Raw genomic sequence first — 21,773 nt, forward strand, 5'->3', positions numbered from 1 at the left:
CAATTGACGAACGGCACGAAGCATTGTGCGCCGGTCCATTCGACAAAGAAGATCGCAGGGTATGGAATGGGCCCGTACGGAATCGGGCCATTCGGCGCGTCGTATCTCCTTATCGATTTGGGCGCTGACATAGCTTCACTAGATCGATGGTTAGTCGCGAGCAGTGTGCTTCGGGAAATTGTGGATTTTTGGGAAACGTTTCTCGAACAAAATCTCCCGAAACCGATTGAGACATCTGTTGCCGACGGCGAGTGAATGGCCATGACAGCGACGCGTCATTCCCTCAGTTCCGAAGAGCTGGTGCTGAACGAAAGAGTCACGGCTCTAGCAATGCAGTCGGCGCGGCCATTAATTTGGCACGATGTTCGCGAGCACTGGCCAAAGCGCCTTTTAGGTGGCACCTGTTTCATTCTTCGGTTCGAGAGGGGATTGGTTGGCATTACCGCGGCGCACGTCGTGACCGCGTATGAGAACGCCGCGCATCGAGGCGCTGACCTTATCTGTCTGCTTCGAACCGTACCCATCAACCTCAATGAGGCAATAATAGATCGAGACGAGGCGCTTGATATTGCGACCTTTAGTGTTACGGAAGATCAGCTAATTGAGAGTAAGGCTATAGCGATCGATTGCCGATCGCAGTGGCCGCCGCCGACGCCTGATTGCGGGGACGCGATTAGCGTCAGCGGATTTCCAGAACTCTTCGTAAAACCATCGTCATATGACCGCACTGAATTTCGAGCCTACGTTTCGCTGACGCGCGTTGAAGACGTTACTGATCGCGACATTATTAGTACCTATGAGCCTGAGAGGGACTTTCGCGTTAAAGCCGCTCCAGACTTTCCGGACCTTGGTGCAAATCTGAGCGGATGTAGTGGAGGCCCGGTCCTCATGCATGTTGAGCGGAACGGTCTACATCGATGGTTTCCAATCGGAATCGTCGTGCGAGGTCCACGGGCATCCGAGGACGGTTTGCCGAGGGAATTCGATTTGTATCAATTCAGGCGCACTCACTTTATTGCTACCGACGGCTCCATCAAGCGTCAGCTTGGCTGGCTGCCGTGAAGGGTGGACGTACGTTGTCTCTCCTGTCGAGCGTTTTCCGGAAGCGTCTATAGATCATGGCAAATGATAAACTGGTACTCGCACGCACTGATCCTGACAATCTATTGGGAAATCTCCGTGGTGAAGTTGGCGAAGTCATCACTGCGTGGCTTTTGATGCGCCATTTTATTGTAGGTGCAAAACGTGTTCAGTCCGAAGACCTCGAAGAGGATCTGAAGGAAAAGAATTCCCAGTTCGCAAATCTTCTTGCGGACAAGCTGAGCGACGAACTTGTGGGTAGGCTTTCAGAGCTGGCCGAGAACAAGATAGGGCAATTGACGTTCCATTTTGCCGTCCGAAAGCTGGGGGTATTCGACGAGGATGCAAGATCGTTCACGGCGTACATCGTCAAGACCAAGATACGCGACAAGCGCAACCGGGACGTCAGCCATAAGCAGTTGCCGGGAGAGAAGCCGGACCCAAAATATCTGCACGTTGAATACAGAGTCTTATTGCGAGCAGTCGCGCTCGCACTTCGCCTTATGAAGCGAATCGATCGGCATGTAATTGGTCCAGCAGCTCCCTTTCTCTGGAAGGGAGCGCGCAAGAGGCGATACGATTTTCTGTCACCGCCGCATGCCGGCTACATGCTGGTTCCTTACCTGAATTTGACGCCTGATGAGCGTGCTCAAATCGTGCAGCGAGAGCTTGCTGAAAAGAGAATCACGCTGACCGAGGAGCCCACGAGGATAAACGGTCATCCAACGACCGTTCTGGCTTGCAAGCAATGGGGTGTCATCGTGCTCGGAAACACGTTGCTCGCTCTCGACAGATACCCTCTTATAAGCCTCGGCGATATTTCAACGCCGGACCAAGAAACGATTAGCTGACTGTGGGGGAGAGGCGGTGGAAATCTGGACGCCGCTGCGATCCATCACTTTCGTCACCCACTCGTCGATCGCATTCAGCGTGAGGTATGGAGGCAGAACCGTGAGCGGGTGTATGAAAATCAAAACCCGCGATGTCTTATTGCGATCGAGGTAGAGCACGAAACTTCGTCGAAGCACATCCTCGGCGGTATCCCGCAGGAATAGCGCCGGCCGACTTCACGCTTGCGCGAGTGCGACAACTCGTTCAACATCGGTCAATTCGACAATGCGGTTTGAACTTTGCTCGACAACCTCAACCTCGATCCGACACTCCTTGAGCCCGTGGCTAGGCCCCTTCGGGCGCCGACTGAATTCGCGGCGTGTTTGGACCAACACGGTACTTACACTACCGAACACTTCGTCTTGCGCCTAAGCCCGAGGGTGCACGAACTAGTCGACGCTGTATCGAACGGTGTTTATGCGTCGGGAGAGCTCGATGGCGAGACCGTTCAGGCATATTCCACCTACCTCCACGAAACCATCCACTGGTGGCAACACATCGGTTCGACCTCGGGCCTTGTACTGAGCCTAACTTATCCTGCTCAGGCCCATCGAAACGTTGAGCACCTGGAAACGGTGCTTAAGCATGTCGGCTCAAAAAAGTCGCTGAAGCGCTGGGCTGAGAAGGCCGCGCTAGCTGGCGTGACGGTCGAAGATCCGGGGCTTCGAGCGGCAAACATGGCGGTCAATAACGCGATTGACGCCGAATTCTACAAGATCGCGACGGTGACCCCGGCATCGATCCCGGAGGCGATGGAAGATCCGTATTTTGAGACGGTGGGCCATTGCTACTGGATGGCATACACCCACGCAGTCGAACTTTTGGCTGGGACCGTCGACCCTGATTGGTTGCATTTGCCAGACGCAACGGAATGGGAAGCGTCCTTCATGCGCAATAGGGACGCGAAGTTGGAAGGCTGGGCTCGCGGTACGCAGGTACGAGTGGCGCCACTGGGATTGCGCGCGCTGTTTGAGGGCCAAGCGCGCATGATCCAATTGCAGTTCCTGATGTTCGGACTGGCAAATCCCCCCACTTTGGCAGTGTTAAAAGATGAGGGTTATTTCGACGGCGTGTACGGGGAAGCCTTCGATGGCTTTCTAAAAATGTCAAATGCGCCATGGCCCGAAGCCGTTGATGACCCCGTAGTCGCTCTTTTCCTTCTGATCGTCGATCTCGCGATTAACCCGACGGCAGGCTTTCCACTGGACATCGAAAGTTTCGAGAACTTTATCATCGACGTCGATCCGGGCATTCGTTTCATGCGGCTTTCCCAGTCGGTGCGAGACCACCATCCTGAGTTGCTGGGACGCATCACCGAGTATTCGCGTCAGGAGTACATGGAGGTCGCCGATGTGCTGACGAAAGCATGTGGGTACGACCACCCGGGCCTGGCGCTTTCAACGGTGGAAACCTGGGCGACCAACATCCCCGGCGTTGTCGAAATTCTAAAGGAGATGGAAACATTCCGGTTTGATCCTGGGAACATCGTTGTCCGCGTTCTGTTTTCGCATTTCGTCAGCTTCTGCATCGACAAGCTGAAGCATCCCGAATTCTTCTGCTGGGCGGGAGCGTGGCTCGTTGGTCCGCGCGTTAGCGATAACAGCCAGTCTCTCTTTCTCAAGCATTTGTCGCTCTTTACTGACAGGGCGGATGATGACGGCATTTTTCCGAGGAACATTCCTGGGAAAGACCCGGCGGCGATCATAAAAACCCTGAGTAATTTCTATGCAAACGTCGTCAACTATGACCTTACGCGCCAGTGGCTATTGAGCGACGGACCGTTCCACTATGACTTCGATTGGCTGTCGCAGGGCTATTCGAAAGCGGAGTTGGCGGACGGAGCCAAGACAAGGTTCGAACGGTTCTACGGCGTTCACCCAGATAATTTCGAGGTTCTGTCGTAGATGGTAGTTCAAATGTGAAGCGCAATTATACGCTCCGCCAATCGAGCCAATCGCGGCTCACGCTTGATTTCACATTCCCAGACTGTAAAGACCAACCAGCCCATTTGGCGCAATGCCGCAATATTGCGTTTGTCGCGCGCCCGATTTCCCTCAACCTTTGCCGACCAGTAAGGAACATTTGACTTCACCCGCCGGGTGCCATCCACGCATCGGGGGCACCCGTGCCAAAAACATCCATGGACAAATAGGACGGCGTGGCGACCTGCAAAAACGAGGTCGGGTTTGCCCGGAAGGTCCCGGCGGTGAAGGCGGAAGCGCAGTCCCTTTGCATGCAGATAGCTGCGCACAGCCAGCTCCGGGGACGTGTCGCGACTGCGGATACGTCCCATATTCCTGCTGCGGGCTTCGGGGGACAGCCTGTCCATGGCGATCAGGACTCGATTCTACCCGTGAGTGCGCTATTCATGGGCATGACCAGCACGATTCGGTCGGGAAAGTCATTGCGGCGGGGGTAAATGGCCAAGGATTCACCGTTTGGTCAAGAGACGCGCTTGCGCATCCTCGAAGAGTACATCGCGCATGCTGGCGAGATTACGGAAGCGAACGCCTGGGAGCACGTATATCGCTGCTTACTCTGGTTCGATATCGGCGCGAAGCTCGCGCATATTTATGATTCCAATCATATGCAAAAAGGCGGGACTTTTCATGCCCGCGCAGTGAAGTTTACCGATCTCCTGTGCTCAAATTGGAAAATAAAACGGAGCGATCTCCCGGAAAAGCTCGATGTCCTATTTAAGGGCTGCGTCGCTGAACTGAAACGGCGAGAGGCCGAGGAGCCAAAAACTGAAGATAAGGGTCCTGATGCGGAGATCGAGTCGGAACTCACTGCCGCAATCAAGACGATTTTGCAAGATGCGGGAGTCGACAGTGATCGCGCTGGAACTCTGACCGGACAGATAGAGGTGCTAAGCCGCGACTACTTCACGATCGGCAACAAACGCCAGAACGCCCTGGGAGAGGGGTTCGAAGATCTTCTCATGCTTCTATTGAGGCGAGTCTCGCACATACCGGAAAAGAATTTCGCGCTCCGTAAGCCTGTTTCGCAGCTGCCCGGCTTTTACAAAGAGCCCCCGCCAGCCGAAGGAGAAAAGCAGAGCAGAAAACGGCAGCCTCGACCCGACATTGCAATCATCGACGGCCACATTACTCCGCTTATCACGACGGCGAAGTGGTCGATCCGGCAGGACAGAGAAACGCAATTTCAGTCGGAATACTCTTCTTACACGCGAAATAAGAAGCAAGAAGCGGAGCTGAGGTTCGCCCTCATTACAAACGAATTTGATCTGGCGCGGCTAGTAAACGTGCTGAAAGCAAAGCCGGGTGGCGACGGCGGATACATCTTTCACACCGTCTACCATGTTTGCCTCCCTATGCTTCGCGAGACACACGGCGACGGGTTCAAGGTTATTGAACCGTACGTGCAGATAGGCTCGCTGAAATCTCTGTCGGACTACCTTGCCGAGATGCGCGGCCGTTACGGAGAGAGCAAAAGTTAGAGCGCCAAGGCAAGCTGCTTCGATTCGTGTGCTTTCGCGAGTATTGCGGCGACTGCCTTTCCAATCGCGCGCGCAAACAGCGGCGGCACCGCGTTTCCGACTTGCCGGTACCGGCTATGTCGGTCGCCGGCGAGGAAATGATAGGTATCGTCAAACGAATGAAGGCGTGCAAATTCTCGGACCGTAAGCGCTCGCGGCACACCGTAGTGGAACACGCAATCTGCTTTCGTATTCAACGTCCAACTAAACACTTGCGGATGCAGCTTGCGGTACGCAAAAAAGTATTTGCGGCTCAGCGTTTCGCGCCCAAGCTCGGGTCCCCATTTCTTGTCGGTGAGATAGCGCACGGCTAGCTCCTCCGGAAGATCGCGAAAATTGCCGCCTTGGGGAATAGATCGTAGGCGCGTGACGGTGTCTTCGCGGATGGAGGGCACGTCCGCATTGAAGAGCTCGGACGATTTCATACGGCGGGCGCGCTGATACGCCGACGTATGCTCGTGCTCATATTCGGTCGGGTCGTTCGATGGCTTCCGCACAAGCTTCGCATTAGGCCGAAGCCAGGTTAGATCGCCAATCGCCTGCTCCACAGTAACGAGTTCGGCGCTGTCAGGGTCTAACAGCTTGGCGAGCGTACGTACTGTCTCTGGCGACTTACGGTGGCGGTACGACCAGCGGTCGCCTTTCGGACGGCGCTCCAATGATGGAAGCGCTTCAGCGAAGGGGCTGTGCGGAAAACTCGGCAAAGTCTTTAGATCGCTACGCACCCCGATAAACAGGATGCGCAATCTGTTCTGGGGCACGCCAAAAGCGGCAGCATCCAAGACCTTGCACTCAACTTGGTATTCCCCATCGAGCGCGAGGTCTTCCAAGATTTGAGCGCGGACGGCGCCGCCGCCGAGATTTTCCAAGCCGGGAACATTCTCCATCACGAACGTGCGCGGCCGCAGATGCCGAATGACCGAGACGTAGTGACGGTAAAGCTTGTTGCGCGGATCATTCATCAACCGGTCGTGGTTGCGAACTTGGGAGAAGCCCTGGCACGGCGGCCCACCAATAATCGTATCGAGTTCCGTCTTACCGACTGCGTCGAAAAGCTGCTCTTGGACGCGCGGATGGGAAATGTCACCAAGCACGAATTTCGTGCCGTGCTTTTTGTGGTTCAGCTCGTACGTCGCGCCGGCCGACGCATCGATGTCGGTTGCAGCGATCGTGTGAAATCCGGCCTGACGGAAGCCTTCCGAAAATCCTCCCGCACCGGAAAATAGGTCAAGGCAGATGAGCCCGTTCTGAGATTGTCTGCGGGATGGGGTCTTGGACATTGTCCCGGCCTCAATCTTTCTTTATGCCGCGCGCAGGCATATCCAAGGGCAGTTGAAGACCCTTACCCTCTTCTTCCACAAGCCGGTCGACCGCGTGGCGAATCAACCAAGACACAGAGACCTTCTGACGCTCGGCCATAAGTCGCAGCAGGCGGCCTTGCTCAGCCGTCAGCGTGGCAGTGGTTCGAGGTTTCTTCGGCCGAGCTGGCTCGTTCATCGAAATGCATCACATTGCAGCGTGATGATGCATATAGTTCTACCCGAATCAAAACAATTCGTGAAGGCGAAGCGAGCTAGACACCGAAATGTTTAGAACAAATAGAGAACATTGAAGCCCACGTCAAGTATTTGTATCGCGGCGGCCGAAACCGTCGCGACCGGTCGCGGCTAGACGGGACCGGTCGGGCCGGATGGGCTAAATCAGACCAAAGCACCCGCTTGTGCCAATTTTCACAGGCTGTTGTGGTGGTGAACCACACAGCGGACGGTCCGCGCTCTTAGAGATTGAGGGAGTCATGAACGCCGAGGGGTCAACTAACGCAAGCCTGAGGGAGATCATGGATGCTCTTCACAAGGTCTGTGGTGAAACCCTCATCGCGTCGTTCGCTCAGAAATTTGATGCGACGAACGGAGGGAGCTATGGATTTTCTTCCGACATGGAGCATTGGACCGGGTGCTTAAAAGGCCGACGGGAGGCTGATCTCTATCGCACTGCTTCTCGCGAATTCGTAATCGCACTTCTGAACAATTTCCACGGACAGTATAGAAACGGATTCAAGGGGCTGCGACTCGTTCTCGAACTCATTCTCGAAGGCCTCTACTTATCCGCCAATCTAGTTGCTCTGAGCGAATGGCTTTCGAGCCAAAGAGATACTATTTGGGCGACTGTTATCGATAGGGAAAATGGTGTCTTGAGCAAAAACTTTTGCCGCGCTTTTTACCCCGAACTAGCGGAGCAGGCGGCGCAACTGAATACGATCGCCGCCACGCTCTATCGAGAACTCTCCGAATGTACTCATGGAAATGTGCCGAACAAGATCCCTTTGCCAGACGAGCTTGCTTTCCGTGAGGAAACCTTTTTGCTGTGGCACGAGAAGGCTAAAACTGTGAGATATGTGGCAACCTTTGCGTTGACGATGCGATACTTCAGCGAGCTCGATGCCGGCGCCATCGAAGAAATCAAGCCGGCTATTCTTGAGCAAATGGGGCATATCGAGCCAGTCCGCGTCTCGCTCGGAGGACCGGCGTCGAATGACTGATCAACAAGAATTTATCATTAGAACGGAAGACGTTCGCCCGGAAGAAATTCTCGGCCTATTTGTGCCGATCCAACGCGACCGGGAGCTTGTCGATAAACTAAAGTCCACCGCTCCAACAATTATCGAAGGAAGCCGGGGCACGGGAAAATCACTGCTTTTAAGAGTCTGCGAACAGGAACAGTTTTCGGAGTTCGAAAGCGGTCGTGTTCTCCCAATTTATCTCAGTTTCGCTCGTAGCTCCCTTCTAACAACGAAGGACGGTCAACAATTTCAACACTGGATGCTCGCATCGTTATGTTCGCGGATCGTGCGCGTGCTAGCGCAAAGCGGCCTGGAAGCACGGCCGACAGAAGCAATGAACCTCCTCACCGGGGGACATATTGATAAGCCCGGCGAAAAAACAAAACTTGATAAGCTGGCTGCAGAATTTGAAGCTTCGTACAAGAACCCTGGAGACAGTATCGATACTTCGGCGGTGCCGACGATAGAGCGGTTTCGCGAGGCGGTGGAAGACATTTGCCGAAGCGGAAATATTCGACGCTTCAACGTACTCTTTGACGAAGCAGCGCACATATTTCGCCCTGAACAGCAGCGTCAGTTCTTCACATTGTTCCGAGATCTTCGTTCGCCATTCATGACGTGTAACGCGGCGGTCTATCCCGGCGTGACCTCATACGGAGATTCGTTTGAGACCATCCACGATGCTCAGGTTATATCTCTAAACAGAGATATCACTTCGCCAAATTACGTCACACAAATGAGAGAGATTGTTTACCAGCAAGCAGGCTCAAAACTTCAAGAAGAAATCTCGCGCAACGGCAACAACTTTGCGGCGCTAGCATATGCAGTGTCGGGAAATCCACGATTGCTGCTGAAAACTATCGCACTAGCTGGCACGGTCCGAACGAACGACGTAGAAAAGGTAATCAAGGAATTCTTCCGGGAAGCTATCTGGTCTGAGCACAGCGGCCTTTCGGAACGCTATCCGGGGCATAAAGCGCTGATCGATTGGGGCCGGCATTTTATTGAAACAAGCGTGATTGCGGAAACTAACAAGAAGAACGAAGCATGGAAGGCAGAAGGCAAACCTGAGCGCACTTGCTTTTTCTGGGTTCACAGAGACGCGCCCGAAGCGGCCCGGGAGGCGTTGCGGTTATTGATGTATACGGGCATCGTTGCACGCCTTGACTCTGGCGTTATTGCTACACGGCGTGAATTGGGAACCCGGTATTCAGTGAACATTGGATGTCTCGCTGTCGATAGCCCTTCGCCAATCGCCTACGTGAGCGATCTCCGAACAGGTCTTGCTGTAAAGCGGTTCACTGAGTACGGAGCCAACGTTGCATCCTTCCTAGAGATTGCCGCGCGTGTGGGTCCCATTGTGGAAGCGGACCTCTCTGCTGTACTTCAGACTTTGCTTGTCAAACCGATAAGTGTACTTGACCTCACTGCTCATCAGCACGAAGCCCTCGCTTCGATTGGAATTGATACGCTCGGGAAAGCTCTTCGTTCATCCGAAACTGATTTCAAGAAAGCGTGGTACATCGGCCCGAAAAGATCCCGTCAAATAATGAACGTCGTGTCGGCCGCAGTGTTTGAATATCTTTCTGGATAAGAGTCGTTCAGCCTTACCCCAACAGAAACCCTACAGAACCCCCGTGAACGAACGCGCACAAAGCGGCACGATTCCGGATGAGAAAGACTGATTTTGCTGGGATATTTCGGTAGGGCACTGCGCTCATAACGGTCAGGTTGCGGGTCGAGCGCTTTCCGAATCGACAATTAAATCAATTGTGTTTCGGCTCCGAACATTGCCTCCACAGATGCGAGGTCCATTAAACATTAGGATGCCGATCGGCCCCGGATCCCCATGCCGATTCACAGTTCGTCAGCCTCTCGACAAAGGGGCGGGCAATTCGTCCTATTTGCACGCCACAGCTACCCGGCAGCCATACCTGCGCTCTAGATTTCTTTCTTGCTAGAGAAGCCTACGATTTTATTGCCTCAGACCGATGGTGGTTTGGGGCGGAGGCATGGGCGGCAAGGACGAAAGGACCCGGATCGAGGCATTTGGGCGCACGGCCGGCGCGCTGGAGCAGAGGCGGCGTGATCAGAACCATCCTCTGAAACGGCGATACGCCGATGGCCGCCCGCACTATCGTATCGATGCCGTGCTGATGCACTCGCGCGAGGCCATCAATGCCGTTGCTCAGGCGCTGTCGCCGGGCGTGGCGATGACCCGGCGGGAAGCCCAACAACGACTTTCTGTCGATTACCATCGCAACACCATTCGCTCCCTGCTTGCCCTGCTGGCGCGCGACGGCCGCGTGCTTGGCAAGGGCGACGTCCTGCAGCCTCGCTATCGCCTGGCGAAGGACACGTAGCCATGAGCGACGATCGCCGCCTGGTGGCTCGTGATCGTCCGACTCCTGCCGCGGGCAAGGCCCGGGCTGCATTGGCCCCAGATGAACTTATGGCGGTGGTGCGGGCGCTTGCCAAACGGCACGCGGCAGAGGATCATGCCCGGGAAATCTCCAGACGAGCCCTGCATGATAATCCCGCTAGATCATATCGCTCCGTCGATTGAGGCAGCGATGAGACGGGTGGTGGAGGCATGATCCGCGCCGCCATCTATGCCCGCTTTTCTTCCGACCTGCAAAGCGACAAGTCGATCGACGATCAGATATCGCTCTGCCGCGACGTTTGCGCGCGCGCCGGCATGGCCGTGGTGTCGACGTTCGAGGATCGCGCCGTGTCCGGCGCATCCGCCGTCAACCGGTATGGCTTCAACGCGATGATGCGCGCCGCCGAGGCCAAGGCCTTTGACGTGATTGTGGCCGAGGATATGGATCGCATTTTCCGCGATCAGGCCGACTACCACAGTGCCCGCAAGGATCTGGATTTCCTCGGCGTCACGATCCACACCGCCGCCGGCAAGGTCGGAAAGATCGACGGCGCGATGCGCGCGCTGATGTCGGAAATGTTTCTTGAAAATCTCGCCGTGCATGTCAGGCGCGGACTCGACGGCGTGGTGCGTGACGGCCGGCACGCCGGCGGCCGAGCCTATGGCTATCAGGCCGTGCCAGGAAAGGCCGGCGAACTGGCGATCGTCGAGGCCGAGGCCGCGATCGTGCGGCACATCTTCGCCGACTACGCCGCCGGCGTGACGCCGCGCGACATCGCCGCGAAGCTGAATAAGGAAAACGTCAAGCCGCCACGCGGCGATCGCTGGAACGGATCGACCATCAATGGCAACCTGCAGCGCGGCGCCGGCATTCTCTTGAACGAAATCTATGTCGGCCGCATCGTCTGGAACAAGGTGCGGATGGTCAAAGACCCCGCCACCGGGAAACGGATATCGCGGCCGAACCCTCCGGACCAATACCGCACCGCCGAGGTCCCGACACTGCGGATCGTCGCGGATGATGTGTGGCAAATCGTACAGCGCCGAAAACGCGGCAACGCCGAACGCGGCCCTAGCAAAACGGCCAACCCCAAAACCAAGCGCATGCTGGCCGGGCTGTTACGGTGCGGCGCGTGCGGCGGCGCGATGGTGTCGAGCGGCGACCGACATGGCACGGCGCGGATTCAGTGTTCCGCATTCCGGGAAAGCGGCACGTGCCAGAACGGCCGCCGCGTCAAACGTGATGATGTCGAGCGCATGACCTTAGCGGGGCTTCGCGCCGAACTGGCGCAGCCGGCCTATCTGGCGGAATATGTCGCGGTCTATAACGAGGAACGCAAGCGTTTGGCGCGCGACGCCGGCAACCAGCGCGGCAAACTGGAGCGCCGCAAGGCCGCGATCGGCCGGGAACTGCGGGCGGCGATCGACGCGATCATCAAGGCCGGCATCGACCCGACCACCCTGGCCGGCGACATCAAGCGACTCGAAGCCGAACGCGCCGACATCGATGCCCGACTTGCCGCGATCGAGGAAGGCGACAACGTGATCACGCTGCACCCGGCCGCGCTCGATCGCTACCGGGCCGACCTCGACCGGCTGGCGGCATTGCTGCCTCGCCCCGATCTGGCGATCGGGAGCGAATTGGAAGATTCGGTTCACGCGCTGATTTCGGCGATCATCATTCACGCACCGGCTAACAGCGAAAAGCTGGAAATAGAGATACGCGGCCGACTCGATGAATTGCTGCAGGCCCCGACTTTCTCCCGGCGTTCTGCCGGGGGGGGACTGGTGGTAGCGAGAGAGGGACTCGAACCCCCGACCCCAGGATTATGATTCCCGTGCTCTAACCAGCTGAGCTACCTCGCCACGGTTCACCGCCGCGGCTTTATAGGCCGCGGGCACGAACGCGCGGCATATAAGAAGTCGGTCGAGGGCCTGTCAAGCAAACCCGCTCGTCCCGCCAAGCTATTGCAGCCGTGTGGCTATTTGGGCCGGACGTTGGGGTCGCCACCGGGGCTGCCGGGCGGCGGGATCACTGGCGTGTTGCCGGTATCGGGTGTCGGCGCGCGCATCTGCGGATCCACCCCGGCCGGCGGGCATAGCACACCGTCGGATTTGGCCAGTTGGTCGCCCAGCGGCTCCCGGCTTTGGCCCGTGGTCGTGCCTTCTTTCGGGGCGACATTGCCCTGAGGGGTCGATTGGGTCGGCGTGCAGCCGACGGCGCGATCGGGCGAGGGCGGCGCGGTCTGGGCCGCAGGCGTCGTGGGGGATGGCGGCGCCTGGGCGTGGGTCACGCCGGATGCCGCCATCACGAGACAAGAGATTAAGAGTGCGGGTTTCATTGTCATGCCGGGAAAACGGCCGGCGCGGGCGGAGGTTCCGCGCCGGAGCGCGATTTAACCTCTGGGCACTTTCAGGCGGGCAGTTTCAGGATTTGCGGTAGCGGATTAGCGAAAAATGGCCCATCGGCGGCATTGGACGCCGTTCGGTCAGGCTGACGCCGCCGTGTTTGGCGGCCCAGTCGACCAGCCGCGCCCACGGAAATTCCGGCCGCCAGCCGAGCCGCCGCGCCAGCGGCGCGAACGCCAGTTCGAAGAGCCGGCGCGGGCCGCTTTCGGCGCCGATGTGATTGACCAGGATCAGCTCGCCGCCGGGCTTCAGCACGCGGATGAAATCATCCAGCGTGGCCTCCGGGTCCGGCACCGCGGTGATGACATATTGCGCCACCACCGCATCGAACGACGAATCCGCGAACGCCAGATTCTTGGCATCCATCACCGCCAGCGTCTCGACGTTGGAAAGCCCAAGCGCGCGCACGCGCTGCTGCGCCTTGCGCAACATCGGTTCGGAAATATCGACGCCGCAGAGTTTCGTGGTGCGTGAATAATCCGACAGCGACAATCCGGTGCCGACCCCGACGTCGAGAATCCGGCCGCCGATCTTGTCGGCCTCCGCAATGGTCGATTGGCGGCCGTGATCGAACACCTTGCCGAATACGAGATCGTAAACCGGCGCCCAGCGGCCATAAGCCTTGGCGACCCCCTCGCGGTCGATATCCCCAGCCATTCCCTGCGTGCCCCGAACTTTATCCGCGGATGGCTTCGGCAAGCGGCGGCGCGATGGTCTCGCGCAAGGCGCCTCTCGCGATCCCATGCTTTGCCGTTGCCCGCTGGATGAAACCGCCGCCGAGCACGCGCGCCTGGCCCGAAGGCGCATCGTAGAATACGCAGGCCTGGCCCGGCGAAACGCCCTCTTCGCCGGCGATCAGTTCGACTTCATAGCCGCCATCGACAGCGCGCAGCCATGCCGGCTGCGGCGCGCGGGTCGATCGCACCCGCACGAAGATCTCCAGACCGCTGCCGACCGCGCGATCCAGCGCGCCAGCGCCGATCCAGTTGACGTCGCGCAGCACGATACGATCCATCCGCAGCGCCTCGCGCGGCCCGACCACGACGCGACGGCTCGCGGCATCGAGCTTCACCACGTAAAGCGGCGCGCCCGAAGCGATGCCCAGCCCCTTGCGCTGACCGACGGTGAAATGAATGATGCCCTGATGCCGGCCAATGACGTGGCCGTCGAGATCGACGATATCGCCGGGCTCGATCGCATTCGGCCGCAGCCGGCCGATGATGTCGGTATAGCGCCCGGTCGGCACGAAGCAGATGTCCTGGCTGTCCTGCTTGTCCGCGACCTCGAGGCCGAAGCGCCGCGCCAGTTCGCGGGTCTGTGGCTTGGTCATGTCACCCAAGGGAAAGCGCAGATAGTCGAGTTGCTCGCGCGTGGTCGCGAACAGGAAATAGCTCTGGTCGCGATCGGCGTCGGCGGCGCATACCAGCGCGCGCGATCCATCGTCCATGCGACGCGACGCGACATAATGCCCGGTCGCCAGTGCCGAAGCGCCGAGCTCGCGCGCGGTCTTGAGCAGATCGCGGAACTTGACCGAGCGGTTGCATTCGATGCACGGCACCGGGGTCTCGCCGGAGGCGTAGCTGGCGGCAAAATTGTCGATCACGGATTCGCGAAAACGGCTCTCGTAATCCAGCACGTAATGCGGGATGCCGATCCGCTCGGCGACATTGCGCGCATCGTGGATGTCCTGCCCGGCGCAACAGGCCCCCTTGCGATGCGTGGCCGCGCCGTGATCGTAGAGCTGCAGCGTGATGCCGACGACGTCGTAGCCTTCCGACTTCAACAGCGCAGCCGTCGCCGACGAATCGACGCCGCCGGACATGGCGACCACGACCCTGGTGTCCTCCGGACGTCCCTCGATATCCAAACTGTTGCGCATGTTTCCGGTCATCAATGCCACGCGCGACGACGATGAACGCGCCGCGTCAGAAAGCCAAATCGTCAGAAAGCCTTATCCGCGTCCCGGCAAGCAAGATCGGAACGGTTTGGAGGCTACCCTTTAATATAGGCGGCATTCCCGCGAGGCAATCACGCCATGGCGCGTTTTGCGCAAGCCAAACGGCAATTCTTGCCGCCGGGCAGAAAAGGCGCGATCGCGGCGCTGGCGATAAATATTGCAAGATATTGAAATATATAGATATTTTTATACCGCCGGAGTGGCCCGCTCCTTGCTGATTGGAAGTCAACCAGATTGTGTCCCAAAGGGGCTTCCGTGCAGAGCGTCTCGTCCGAAACAGCGACCGCCGTATCCTATCAGAACGCGCCGCCGAGGCCCGCGAGGTCGGCTGCCGACCAGTCGCAAGCCAACGACATTTTCGCGGGGCTTGTCGACAACAACACCGCCGCCGACGCCAACAACGCGGCGAACCAGACGCAGCAGCCATCCGCGCCGCAAAACTGGCCTGACAATACGTCGTCCGCCAACAGCCCGTGGAACAACCAGCCACCGGCGAACCAGCCCGCCAACAACAATTCCAACAATCAGGACGCCAATAATAGCGGGCCGGCTGCCAACGCCAACGCGGGCACCGGCACGACCGACGCGCCGCCGCGTTCCCGGAGCAAATCCACCGGTTCGAACGACGACTCCACAAATTCGAGCGCTAGCTCGTCATCCGGCGACACCTCGGCGACGGATTCCAGCAATGGTTCGACCGCGACGACGACGGATGGAACCAGCACCCCCGTTACGCCAAGCCCGATCGCGGTCGCTGTTCCCGTCCTGGTGGCGCTGACCGCGACGCCTTCGACCGGCTCGCCCGCGACCGGTACGCCGGCATCCGGCAGCGGCACGGCGCCGCTTGCGATCGCCGCGGCCGCCATTGCGGCCAGCCAATCCGCCACGGCGGCGCTGGGAGCATCCGCGCAGCAGGCCGGCACGATTGCCGCGGATGCAACGGCTACCGCGACCACAGACACAGACGCGTCCACCGAAGCGACCGGAAAACCGACGCCCGACAAGTCCACGGCCGCGCCCCAGACCGGCGTGATCGCCGCAGCCGATACGACCATCGCGACGGTGACGACCACCAAGACGCCTGGCGCATCGGCCGGTTCGACCGCCAAAGGCACGACCGCAAAGCCTGCGGCCGCAACCACGACCGCATCCGGCAGCTCAGGCAAGACGGACCCGACCGCAACGGCCGCGCAACAAGCCGCCATCGCAACCGGACAGGACGCCGCGGACGGCACCGCCGACGCGGCGACGACTGCCAGTGGCTCCACCGGCACCTCGCCGGTGGCGACGGCGACCGTCGCGGCGCACGACCATGCCGCGGGCACGACGACCGAAAGCTCCGCAACCGCCGCAGCCAATAGCAGCGTTCAGGCAACCGGCGCCGTCCCGCAACAGCTTCCTTCGGCGGCGATCACCACCACCACCACGGCATCCCTGACCGCCACGGCGGCGACGCACGCGGCGGTGCCGTTGAGCGGGCTCGCGGTCGAGATCGCGGCGTCGGCCAAGAACGGCAAGAGCAGCTTCGATATCCGGCTCGATCCAGCCGAGCTTGGCCGTATCGATGTTCGCATCGACGTTGATCGCAATGGCCAGATGACGTCGCATTTGACGGTCGAGAAGCCGGAAACGCTGTCGATGCTGCAACAGGACGCGCCGCAATTGCAGCGCGCCCTGGATAACGCAGGTTTCAAGACCGGCGACGGCGGCCTGCAATTCAGCCTGCGCGACCAGTCGTCTTCCGGCCAGAACAGCGGCAACGACGGCAATCGCAACGCACAGCGGCTGGTCGTCAGCAACGAAGACAGCGTCCCCGTCACGCCAGCGGGACGAAGCTACGGCCGCATGCTCGGATCGAGCAGCGGCGTCGACATCAGCGTTTGAGGAGACCAACATGACAACCACATCGAGCACGAATACCGGATCCACGATCGTCTCGGGAACGACGACGGTGCCGGCGTCATCCACCTCGAGTTCATCGGCCTCGTCCGCCAATGCGCTGGCTTCCCAGCAGATCGCCGGCAACTTTCAGAGCTTCCTGCAACTGCTGACGACGCAATTGCAGAACCAGAACCCACTCGATCCGCTGGATACCAACCAGTTCACCCAGCAGTTGGTTGAATTCGCCGGCGTCCAGCAACAGCTCAACACCAACGACTCGCTGGCGACGCTGGTATCGCTGCAGCAGGCCACGCAATCGAGCGAGGCGCTGTCTTATGTCGGCAAGACCGCGACGGTCAGCGGCAACACCGCGACCATGTCCAACAGCGAAGCGGTTTGGGCACTGAGCGTTCCCAGCGCCTCGACCGTAGACATCTCGATCGCCAGCAGCACCGGCCAGACCGTCTACAGCGGCACCTACAACGTCGCTGCCGGCAACAATCAGCCGTTCGAATGGAACGGCATGGGCAGCGACGGTACCCAATATCCCGACGGCAATTATACCCTGAGCGCCACCGCCAAGGACAGCGGCGGCAACACCGTGGCCGTCACCACCTCGGTGGGAGGCGTGGTCAGTTCGGTCAACCTCACCCAGTCGCCGCCGTTGCTGACGATTGGCGGCCAGACCTACACCATGAGCCAGATCCAGAGCATCATCGCCACCAGCACCAGTAGTAGCAGCACCAGCAACTAATCGCGGCGAACCTACCTCGGCAGCGCTGACTTCGCATTTTATCTCGAAAACCCACCCGACCGGACGCCAGCAATGGCGCCCGGTCGATCGGCGTTGGCACGGCATGTTCAAGGAGATTCGTATTAGACGCTTGGGCTTAGGCAAATTTTAAGCCGCAAGGCGTAGGTTGTGACCGTGAGTTCAGTGGTTGAGAGTTTGTGAGTACGCCATGACAGAACCCCATCGCCCGAGGGTAAAATACGTCATCGGGCCTGACGGCAGTCCGTTAACAATCGCGGATTTGCCCGCACCCGGTACCAAACGGTGGGTTATCCGCCGTAAGGCCGAAGTCGTCGCCGCGGTTCGTGGCGGTCTGCTCTCCCTCGAGGAGGCCTGCAGCCGTTACACCCTGACGGTCGATGAATTCCTTTCCTGGCAGTTTTCGATCGACCAGCATGGTCTGGCCGGACTGCGTACTACCCGCATCCAGCAATATCGCCAATAAATCCCGAATCGTTCGAATTTGATGAAGATCGGTCTCGTTTTGCAAGGCCGGTCTTTTTCATATGGAAGTTTCGCGCGGCCTCTTAACCTTCGTTAACCATATGGAAACCATCCCATAGGCAATAATTGCCCAGTCGGCTCCTGGAGCCGAATCTTCCGGGGGCAGTTGGTTTGCAGAGTCTGGTGGGCTTCCTAAGGGGTCTCGGCGCCGCGCGCCTGATGGCGATGATCGCGGTGACGGTCGCGCTGGTCGGCTTTTTCGCGTTTGTCATCATCCGCGTCACCACGCCGCAGATGACCACGCTGTTTACCGACCTCTCCACCGAAGATTCCTCCGCCATCATCAAGGACCTGGAACGCCAGGCGATCCCCTACGAGTTGAAGAACGACGGCGCTGTGGTCATGGTGCCCAAGGACAAGGTCACCCGGCTGCGCATGCACCTCGCCGAGGGCGGCCTGCCCAAGGGCGGCGGCGTCGGCTACGAGATCTTCGACAAATCCGACGCGCTCGGTACCACGAGCTTCGTGCAGAACATCAATCATCTGCGCGCGCTGGAGGGCGAACTGGCCCGCACCATCCGCGCCATCGACCGGATCCAGGCCGCGCGCGTCCACCTGGTGCTGCCGGAACGGCCGCTGTTCTCGCGCGAAACGCCCGAACCATCGGCCTCGATCGTGGTGCGGGTCCGTGGCGCGCTCGAACCGCAGCAGATCAGGGCGATCCGCCATCTGGTCGCCTCCGCCGTCAGCGGCCTGAAGCCGCAGCGGGTTTCGATCGTCGACGAAACCGGTCAGTTGCTCGCCGACGGCGAAGCCGGCGACAACGAGAATGTCGCTGGCGACGAGCGCCGCAATGCCTTCGAAAAGCGGCTGCGCGGCGAGGTCGAGGCGATCGTGTCGTCGGTGGTCGGCGCCGGCCGCGCCAGGGTCCAGCTCTCGGCCGATTTCGACTACAACCGCATCACCCAGACCTCGGACAAGTTCGATCCGGAAGGCCGGGTGCTGCGCTCGACCCAGACCCGGGAAGAATCCAGCCAGACCGGCGAGAATAACGGCCAGGTCACCGTCAACAACGAATTGCCGGGCAATCAGCGTGCCGACGGGGCATCGACGGCCAAGGACCAGAGCAAGAAGACCGAAGAGACCAACAATTACGAGATTTCCCACACCACCAAGACCGAGGTGACCGAGGCCGGACGGGTCAACCGGATCTCGGTCGCGGTGCTGGTTGACGGCGCCTACACCAAGAACGAGAAGGGCGAGCTGGTCTATCAGGAGCGCGGCAAAGAGCAGCTCGACCGCATCGCGACCCTGGTGCGCTCGGCCATCGGCTTCGACCAGAAGCGCGGCGATCAGGTCGAGGTCGTCAACCTCAAATTCGCCGAGGCGCCGATGGTCGCGCCGATCCCCGAGCCGACCGGCCTGTTGGGCATGCTGCAATTCACCAAGGATGACGTGATGTACGTCATCGAGCTCGGCGTCATGATGCTGCTGAGCCTGGTGGTGCTGTTCATGGTGATCCGCCCGCTGGTCAGGCGCATCCTCACGGCCGAAGCATTGCAAGCGCCGTCCAGCGGCGACGCGATGCCGGCGCTGACCGACGGCAGCGCCGCCGCCACCGGCCAGAGCCTGGTGCCCGCCGGCTTGAACCAGATCGACGTCGCCCAGGTCCAGGGCCAGGTCCATGCCCAGACGGTGCATCGCGTCGGCGAGCTTGCCGAGCGAAACCCGACCGAGACCGCTTCGATCGTTCGTCAGTGGCTCTCGGAACCGGCAGCGTGACCTGACATGGCCCTCCCCCAGACCAGCAACGCCAACGACATCTCCAGCGTGATCGCCACGCTGGCGGGACGTCAGGGCAATCGCCCGAAAACGCCGCCGCTCTCGGGGCCGAAGCGCGCCGCGATCCTGATGCTGGCGCTCGGCGAACAATATGGCGCCAAAGTCTGGCAGCAGCTCGACGACGACGAAGTACGTGAGCTGTCGATCGTGATGTCGACGCTCGGCACCGTGGAAGCCGACGTGGTGGAAGACCTGCTGCTCGAATTCGTGTCGCGGATGTCGGCATCCGGCGCGTTGATGGGAACCTTCGAAGGCACCGAGCGGTTGTTGCAGCAATACCTGCCTGCCGAACGCGTCACCGGCATCATGGACGAGATCCGCGGCCCCGCCGGCCGCAACATGTGGGAGAAACTCTCCAACGTGCAGGAAGAGGTGCTCGCCAATTATCTCAAGAACGAATATCCGCAAACCATCGCCGTGGTGCTGTCGAAACTGAAGCCGGAGCATGCCGCGCGCGTGCTCGCGATCCTGCCCGAGGACATGGCGCTCGACGTGGTCGGCCGCATGCTGCGCATGGAAGCGGTGCAGAAGGAAGTGATCGAGCGCGTCGAGCAGACGCTGCGCGTCGAATTCATGTCCAACCTGTCGCAGACCCGCCGCCGTGACGCCCATGAGGTGATGGCGGAAATCTTCAACAATTTCGACCGCCAGACCGAGACCCGCTTCATCACCTCGCTGGAAGAGGAAAACCGCGAATCCGCCGAGCGCATCAAGGCGCTGATGTTCACCTTCGACGACCTCGTCAAGCTGGACGCCGGCTCGGCGCAGACCCTGATGCGCAACGTCGACAAGGACAAGCTCGGCATCGCGCTCAAGAGCGCCAACGAGGAAGTCCGCGCCTTCTTCCTCGGCAACATGTCGTCGCGTGCCGGCAAGATGCTGCTCGACGATATGGCAGCGCTCGGCCCGGTGCGGCTGCGCGATGTCGACGAGGCGCAGGCGCTCTTGGTCAATCTCGCCAAGGACCTCGCGGCCAAGGGTGAAATCATGCTGACGAAGAACCGCGCCGACGACGAGCTGGTGTACTGATGGCCGCGCCTGCAAAATTCCTGTTCGACATGGACTTCGGCGCGCCGGACAAGACGCGCGAGCGGCCGGCGACCACGGCTGAGATCGCGCAGAAGATCGCCGCCGCCGAAGCCCGCGCCTATCGCGACGGTTACGACGCCGCCCAGCGCGAAGCCAAGGCCGAAAGCGACCGCCGCGCCGCGCTGGCGCTCGAGGAGATCGGGATCGCCATCAAGGGGATCGCGTCGCGGTTTTCCGGCATCGAGACCCGGATGGAGACCGAAGCGGTCGACGTCGCGGTATCGGTCGCGCGAAAACTGTGCGCCGACCTGATCGCCGCCGAGCCGCTCGGCGAGATCACCGGTCTGGTTCGCGAATGTTTCTCGCATCTGGTCTCGACACCGCATCTGGTGGTCCGGATCAACGAAGCGCTGTATGAGGCCGCGCGCGCCAAGATCGAGCAACTGGCGAAACGCTCTGGCTTCGAGGGCCGCCTGGTGATCCTGGCCGAGCCGGAGATCGCGACCGGCGATTGCAGGATCGAATGGGCTGACGGTGGCGTCGTGCTGGAACGCGCGGCGATCGAAACCAAGATCAACGAGCTCGTCGGACGCTATATGGCGTCCCGCGGTCAGGCCGGAGGCACGGCCATGAGGATGCAGCCATGAGTGACACCGACGCACAGGTCCCGCTACCCGATCTCAACGCCGCCGATGCGCCCGGGATCGACGACGTGGGCTATCACGAAGACGAACACGCCTCGCGGATCGCCGCCGATCTGGAAGCGGTGTTCGACGTGCCGGTACAGGTCTCGGCGGTGCTCGGCCGTTCCAAGATGGATATCGGCGAGTTGCTCAAGCTTGGACCCGGCACGGTGCTCGAGCTCGACCGCCGGGTCGGCGAATCCATCGACATCTACGTCAACAACCGCCTGGTGGCGCGCGGCGAGGTGGTGCTGGTCGAAGACAAGCTCGGCGTGACCATGACGGAAATCATCAAGCAGGAACGTACCTAACGCTTTCAACG

General features: G+C 59.8%; 21 protein-coding genes, 1 tRNA gene and 2 pseudogenes. 16 read left to right on the top strand and 8 right to left on the bottom strand.

All coding sequences use genetic code 11. The annotated features are described in order from the left end of the window. The 4 genes and pseudogenes from GSQ88_RS35220 to GSQ88_RS13630 all read left to right on the top strand — a co-directional run. Positions 1 to 255, top strand: a pseudogene (locus tag GSQ88_RS35220) (hypothetical protein); the annotation flags it as partial. Next, positions 256 to 1,062: a S1 family serine peptidase gene (locus tag GSQ88_RS13620; RefSeq protein ID WP_159008278.1), complete on the top strand. Its 807-nt coding sequence runs from the start codon at positions 256 to 258 to the stop codon at positions 1,060 to 1,062. A gap of 56 nt (positions 1,063 to 1,118) precedes the next feature. Continuing rightward, positions 1,119 to 1,931 carry a hypothetical protein gene (locus GSQ88_RS13625; protein WP_159008279.1) on the top strand — a complete coding sequence of 271 codons (813 nt, stop codon included), beginning with the start codon at positions 1,119 to 1,121 and terminating at the stop codon, positions 1,929 to 1,931. Between the two features lie 420 nt (positions 1,932 to 2,351). Further along, the gene (locus tag GSQ88_RS13630) at positions 2,352 to 3,875 is read left to right on the top strand and encodes a hypothetical protein (RefSeq protein ID WP_159008280.1); all 1,524 of its coding nucleotides are present in this window, start codon (positions 2,352 to 2,354) and stop codon (positions 3,873 to 3,875) included. An 8-nt stretch (positions 3,876 to 3,883) separates the two neighbouring features. On the opposite strand, the gene GSQ88_RS13635 is transcribed toward GSQ88_RS13630, so the two are convergent. Beyond that, on the bottom strand, positions 3,884 to 4,300 hold the full coding sequence (locus tag GSQ88_RS13635) for a very short patch repair endonuclease (RefSeq protein ID WP_159008281.1): 417 nt from the start codon (positions 4,298 to 4,300) through the stop codon (positions 3,884 to 3,886). Positions 4,301 to 4,390: 90 nt separating this feature from the next. Between GSQ88_RS13635 and GSQ88_RS13640 the strand changes: the two genes are divergently transcribed. After that, on the top strand, positions 4,391 to 5,431 hold the full coding sequence (locus GSQ88_RS13640) for a hypothetical protein (protein WP_159008282.1): 1,041 nt from the start codon (positions 4,391 to 4,393) through the stop codon (positions 5,429 to 5,431). Here the strand turns inward: GSQ88_RS13640 and GSQ88_RS13645 are convergent. Together GSQ88_RS13645 and GSQ88_RS13650 are read right to left on the bottom strand one after the other, a co-directional pair. Beyond that, positions 5,428 to 6,750, bottom strand: a complete 1,323-nt coding sequence (locus GSQ88_RS13645; RefSeq protein WP_159008283.1) for a DNA cytosine methyltransferase — start codon at positions 6,748 to 6,750, stop codon at positions 5,428 to 5,430. The two genes, GSQ88_RS13640 and GSQ88_RS13645, sit on opposite strands and share 4 nt — an antisense overlap. Before the next feature lie 10 nt (positions 6,751 to 6,760). Further along, positions 6,761 to 6,967 (bottom strand): ribbon-helix-helix domain-containing protein, encoded by a 207-nt coding sequence (locus GSQ88_RS13650; RefSeq protein ID WP_159008284.1) that lies wholly within the window; start codon positions 6,965 to 6,967, stop codon positions 6,761 to 6,763. A gap of 340 nt (positions 6,968 to 7,307) precedes the next feature. Here GSQ88_RS13650 and GSQ88_RS13655 point away from each other — a divergent pair, with 340 nt between their 5' ends. The 4 genes and pseudogenes from GSQ88_RS13655 to GSQ88_RS35630 form a co-directional block, all read left to right on the top strand. Beyond that, positions 7,308 to 8,009: a hypothetical protein gene (locus GSQ88_RS13655; protein WP_210253804.1), complete on the top strand. Its 702-nt coding sequence runs from the start codon at positions 7,308 to 7,310 to the stop codon at positions 8,007 to 8,009. Then, positions 8,002 to 9,624, top strand: a complete 1,623-nt coding sequence (locus GSQ88_RS13660) for an ORC-CDC6 family AAA ATPase (RefSeq protein WP_159008286.1) — start codon at positions 8,002 to 8,004, stop codon at positions 9,622 to 9,624. Before GSQ88_RS13655 ends, GSQ88_RS13660 begins: the two co-directional genes overlap by 8 nt. Before the next feature lie 418 nt (positions 9,625 to 10,042). Next, positions 10,043 to 10,393 carry a hypothetical protein gene (locus GSQ88_RS13665; protein WP_159008287.1) on the top strand — a complete coding sequence of 117 codons (351 nt, stop codon included), beginning with the start codon at positions 10,043 to 10,045 and terminating at the stop codon, positions 10,391 to 10,393. Between the two features lie 230 nt (positions 10,394 to 10,623). Further along, positions 10,624 to 11,628, top strand: a pseudogene (locus tag GSQ88_RS35630) (recombinase family protein); the annotation flags it as partial. Positions 11,629 to 11,676: 48 nt separating this feature from the next. Here GSQ88_RS35630 and GSQ88_RS35635 read toward each other — a convergent pair. From GSQ88_RS35635 to mnmA, 5 genes are all read right to left on the bottom strand, one after another. Beyond that, complete coding sequence (locus GSQ88_RS35635; RefSeq protein ID WP_246735286.1) at positions 11,677 to 12,072, bottom strand: hypothetical protein; 396 nt, start codon at positions 12,070 to 12,072, stop codon at positions 11,677 to 11,679. A 130-nt stretch (positions 12,073 to 12,202) separates the two neighbouring features. After that, positions 12,203 to 12,279 (bottom strand) — tRNA-Met (locus GSQ88_RS13675). Positions 12,280 to 12,395: 116 nt separating this feature from the next. Further along, positions 12,396 to 12,761 (bottom strand): hypothetical protein, encoded by a 366-nt coding sequence (locus tag GSQ88_RS13680; RefSeq protein WP_502706732.1) that lies wholly within the window; start codon positions 12,759 to 12,761, stop codon positions 12,396 to 12,398. Positions 12,762 to 12,840: 79 nt separating this feature from the next. Beyond that, a complete protein-coding gene (locus GSQ88_RS13685; protein ID WP_159008288.1) occupies positions 12,841 to 13,479 on the bottom strand; it encodes a class I SAM-dependent methyltransferase in 639 nt (212 codons plus the stop codon). A 19-nt stretch (positions 13,480 to 13,498) separates the two neighbouring features. Beyond that, entirely contained in the window at positions 13,499 to 14,701 is a 1,203-nt protein-coding gene (mnmA, locus tag GSQ88_RS13690; RefSeq protein ID WP_159008289.1) for a tRNA 2-thiouridine(34) synthase MnmA, read from the bottom strand. 333 nt (positions 14,702 to 15,034) lie between these two features. Between mnmA and GSQ88_RS35225 the strand changes: the two genes are divergently transcribed. From GSQ88_RS35225 to fliN, 7 genes are all read left to right on the top strand, one after another. Further along, entirely contained in the window at positions 15,035 to 16,663 is a 1,629-nt protein-coding gene (locus GSQ88_RS35225; RefSeq protein ID WP_246735288.1) for a flagellar hook-length control protein FliK, read from the top strand. Positions 16,664 to 16,673: 10 nt separating this feature from the next. Beyond that, positions 16,674 to 17,414, top strand: coding sequence for a flagellar hook assembly protein FlgD (locus tag GSQ88_RS13700; protein ID WP_159008290.1), 741 nt, complete (start codon positions 16,674 to 16,676; stop codon positions 17,412 to 17,414). 208 nt (positions 17,415 to 17,622) lie between these two features. After that, positions 17,623 to 17,898 carry a CtrA inhibitor SciP gene (gene sciP, locus GSQ88_RS13705; RefSeq protein ID WP_002714638.1) on the top strand — a complete coding sequence of 92 codons (276 nt, stop codon included), beginning with the start codon at positions 17,623 to 17,625 and terminating at the stop codon, positions 17,896 to 17,898. A 170-nt stretch (positions 17,899 to 18,068) separates the two neighbouring features. After that, positions 18,069 to 19,679: a flagellar basal-body MS-ring/collar protein FliF gene (gene fliF, locus GSQ88_RS13710; RefSeq protein WP_159008291.1), complete on the top strand. Its 1,611-nt coding sequence runs from the start codon at positions 18,069 to 18,071 to the stop codon at positions 19,677 to 19,679. A gap of 6 nt (positions 19,680 to 19,685) precedes the next feature. Continuing rightward, a complete protein-coding gene (gene fliG, locus GSQ88_RS13715; protein WP_159008292.1) occupies positions 19,686 to 20,768 on the top strand; it encodes a flagellar motor switch protein FliG in 1,083 nt (360 codons plus the stop codon). Beyond that, the gene (locus GSQ88_RS13720) at positions 20,768 to 21,415 is read left to right on the top strand and encodes a FliH/SctL family protein (protein WP_159008293.1); all 648 of its coding nucleotides are present in this window, start codon (positions 20,768 to 20,770) and stop codon (positions 21,413 to 21,415) included. Before fliG ends, GSQ88_RS13720 begins: the two co-directional genes overlap by 1 nt. After that, complete coding sequence (gene fliN, locus GSQ88_RS13725) at positions 21,412 to 21,762, top strand: flagellar motor switch protein FliN (protein ID WP_159008294.1); 351 nt, start codon at positions 21,412 to 21,414, stop codon at positions 21,760 to 21,762. The genes GSQ88_RS13720 and fliN overlap by 4 nt, the downstream gene beginning before the upstream one ends. The last annotated feature ends 11 nt before the right edge of the window (positions 21,763 to 21,773 follow it).

Source organism: Bradyrhizobium sp. S69, from assembly GCF_009766005.1.
Lineage (GTDB): Bacteria > Pseudomonadota > Alphaproteobacteria > Rhizobiales > Xanthobacteraceae > Bradyrhizobium.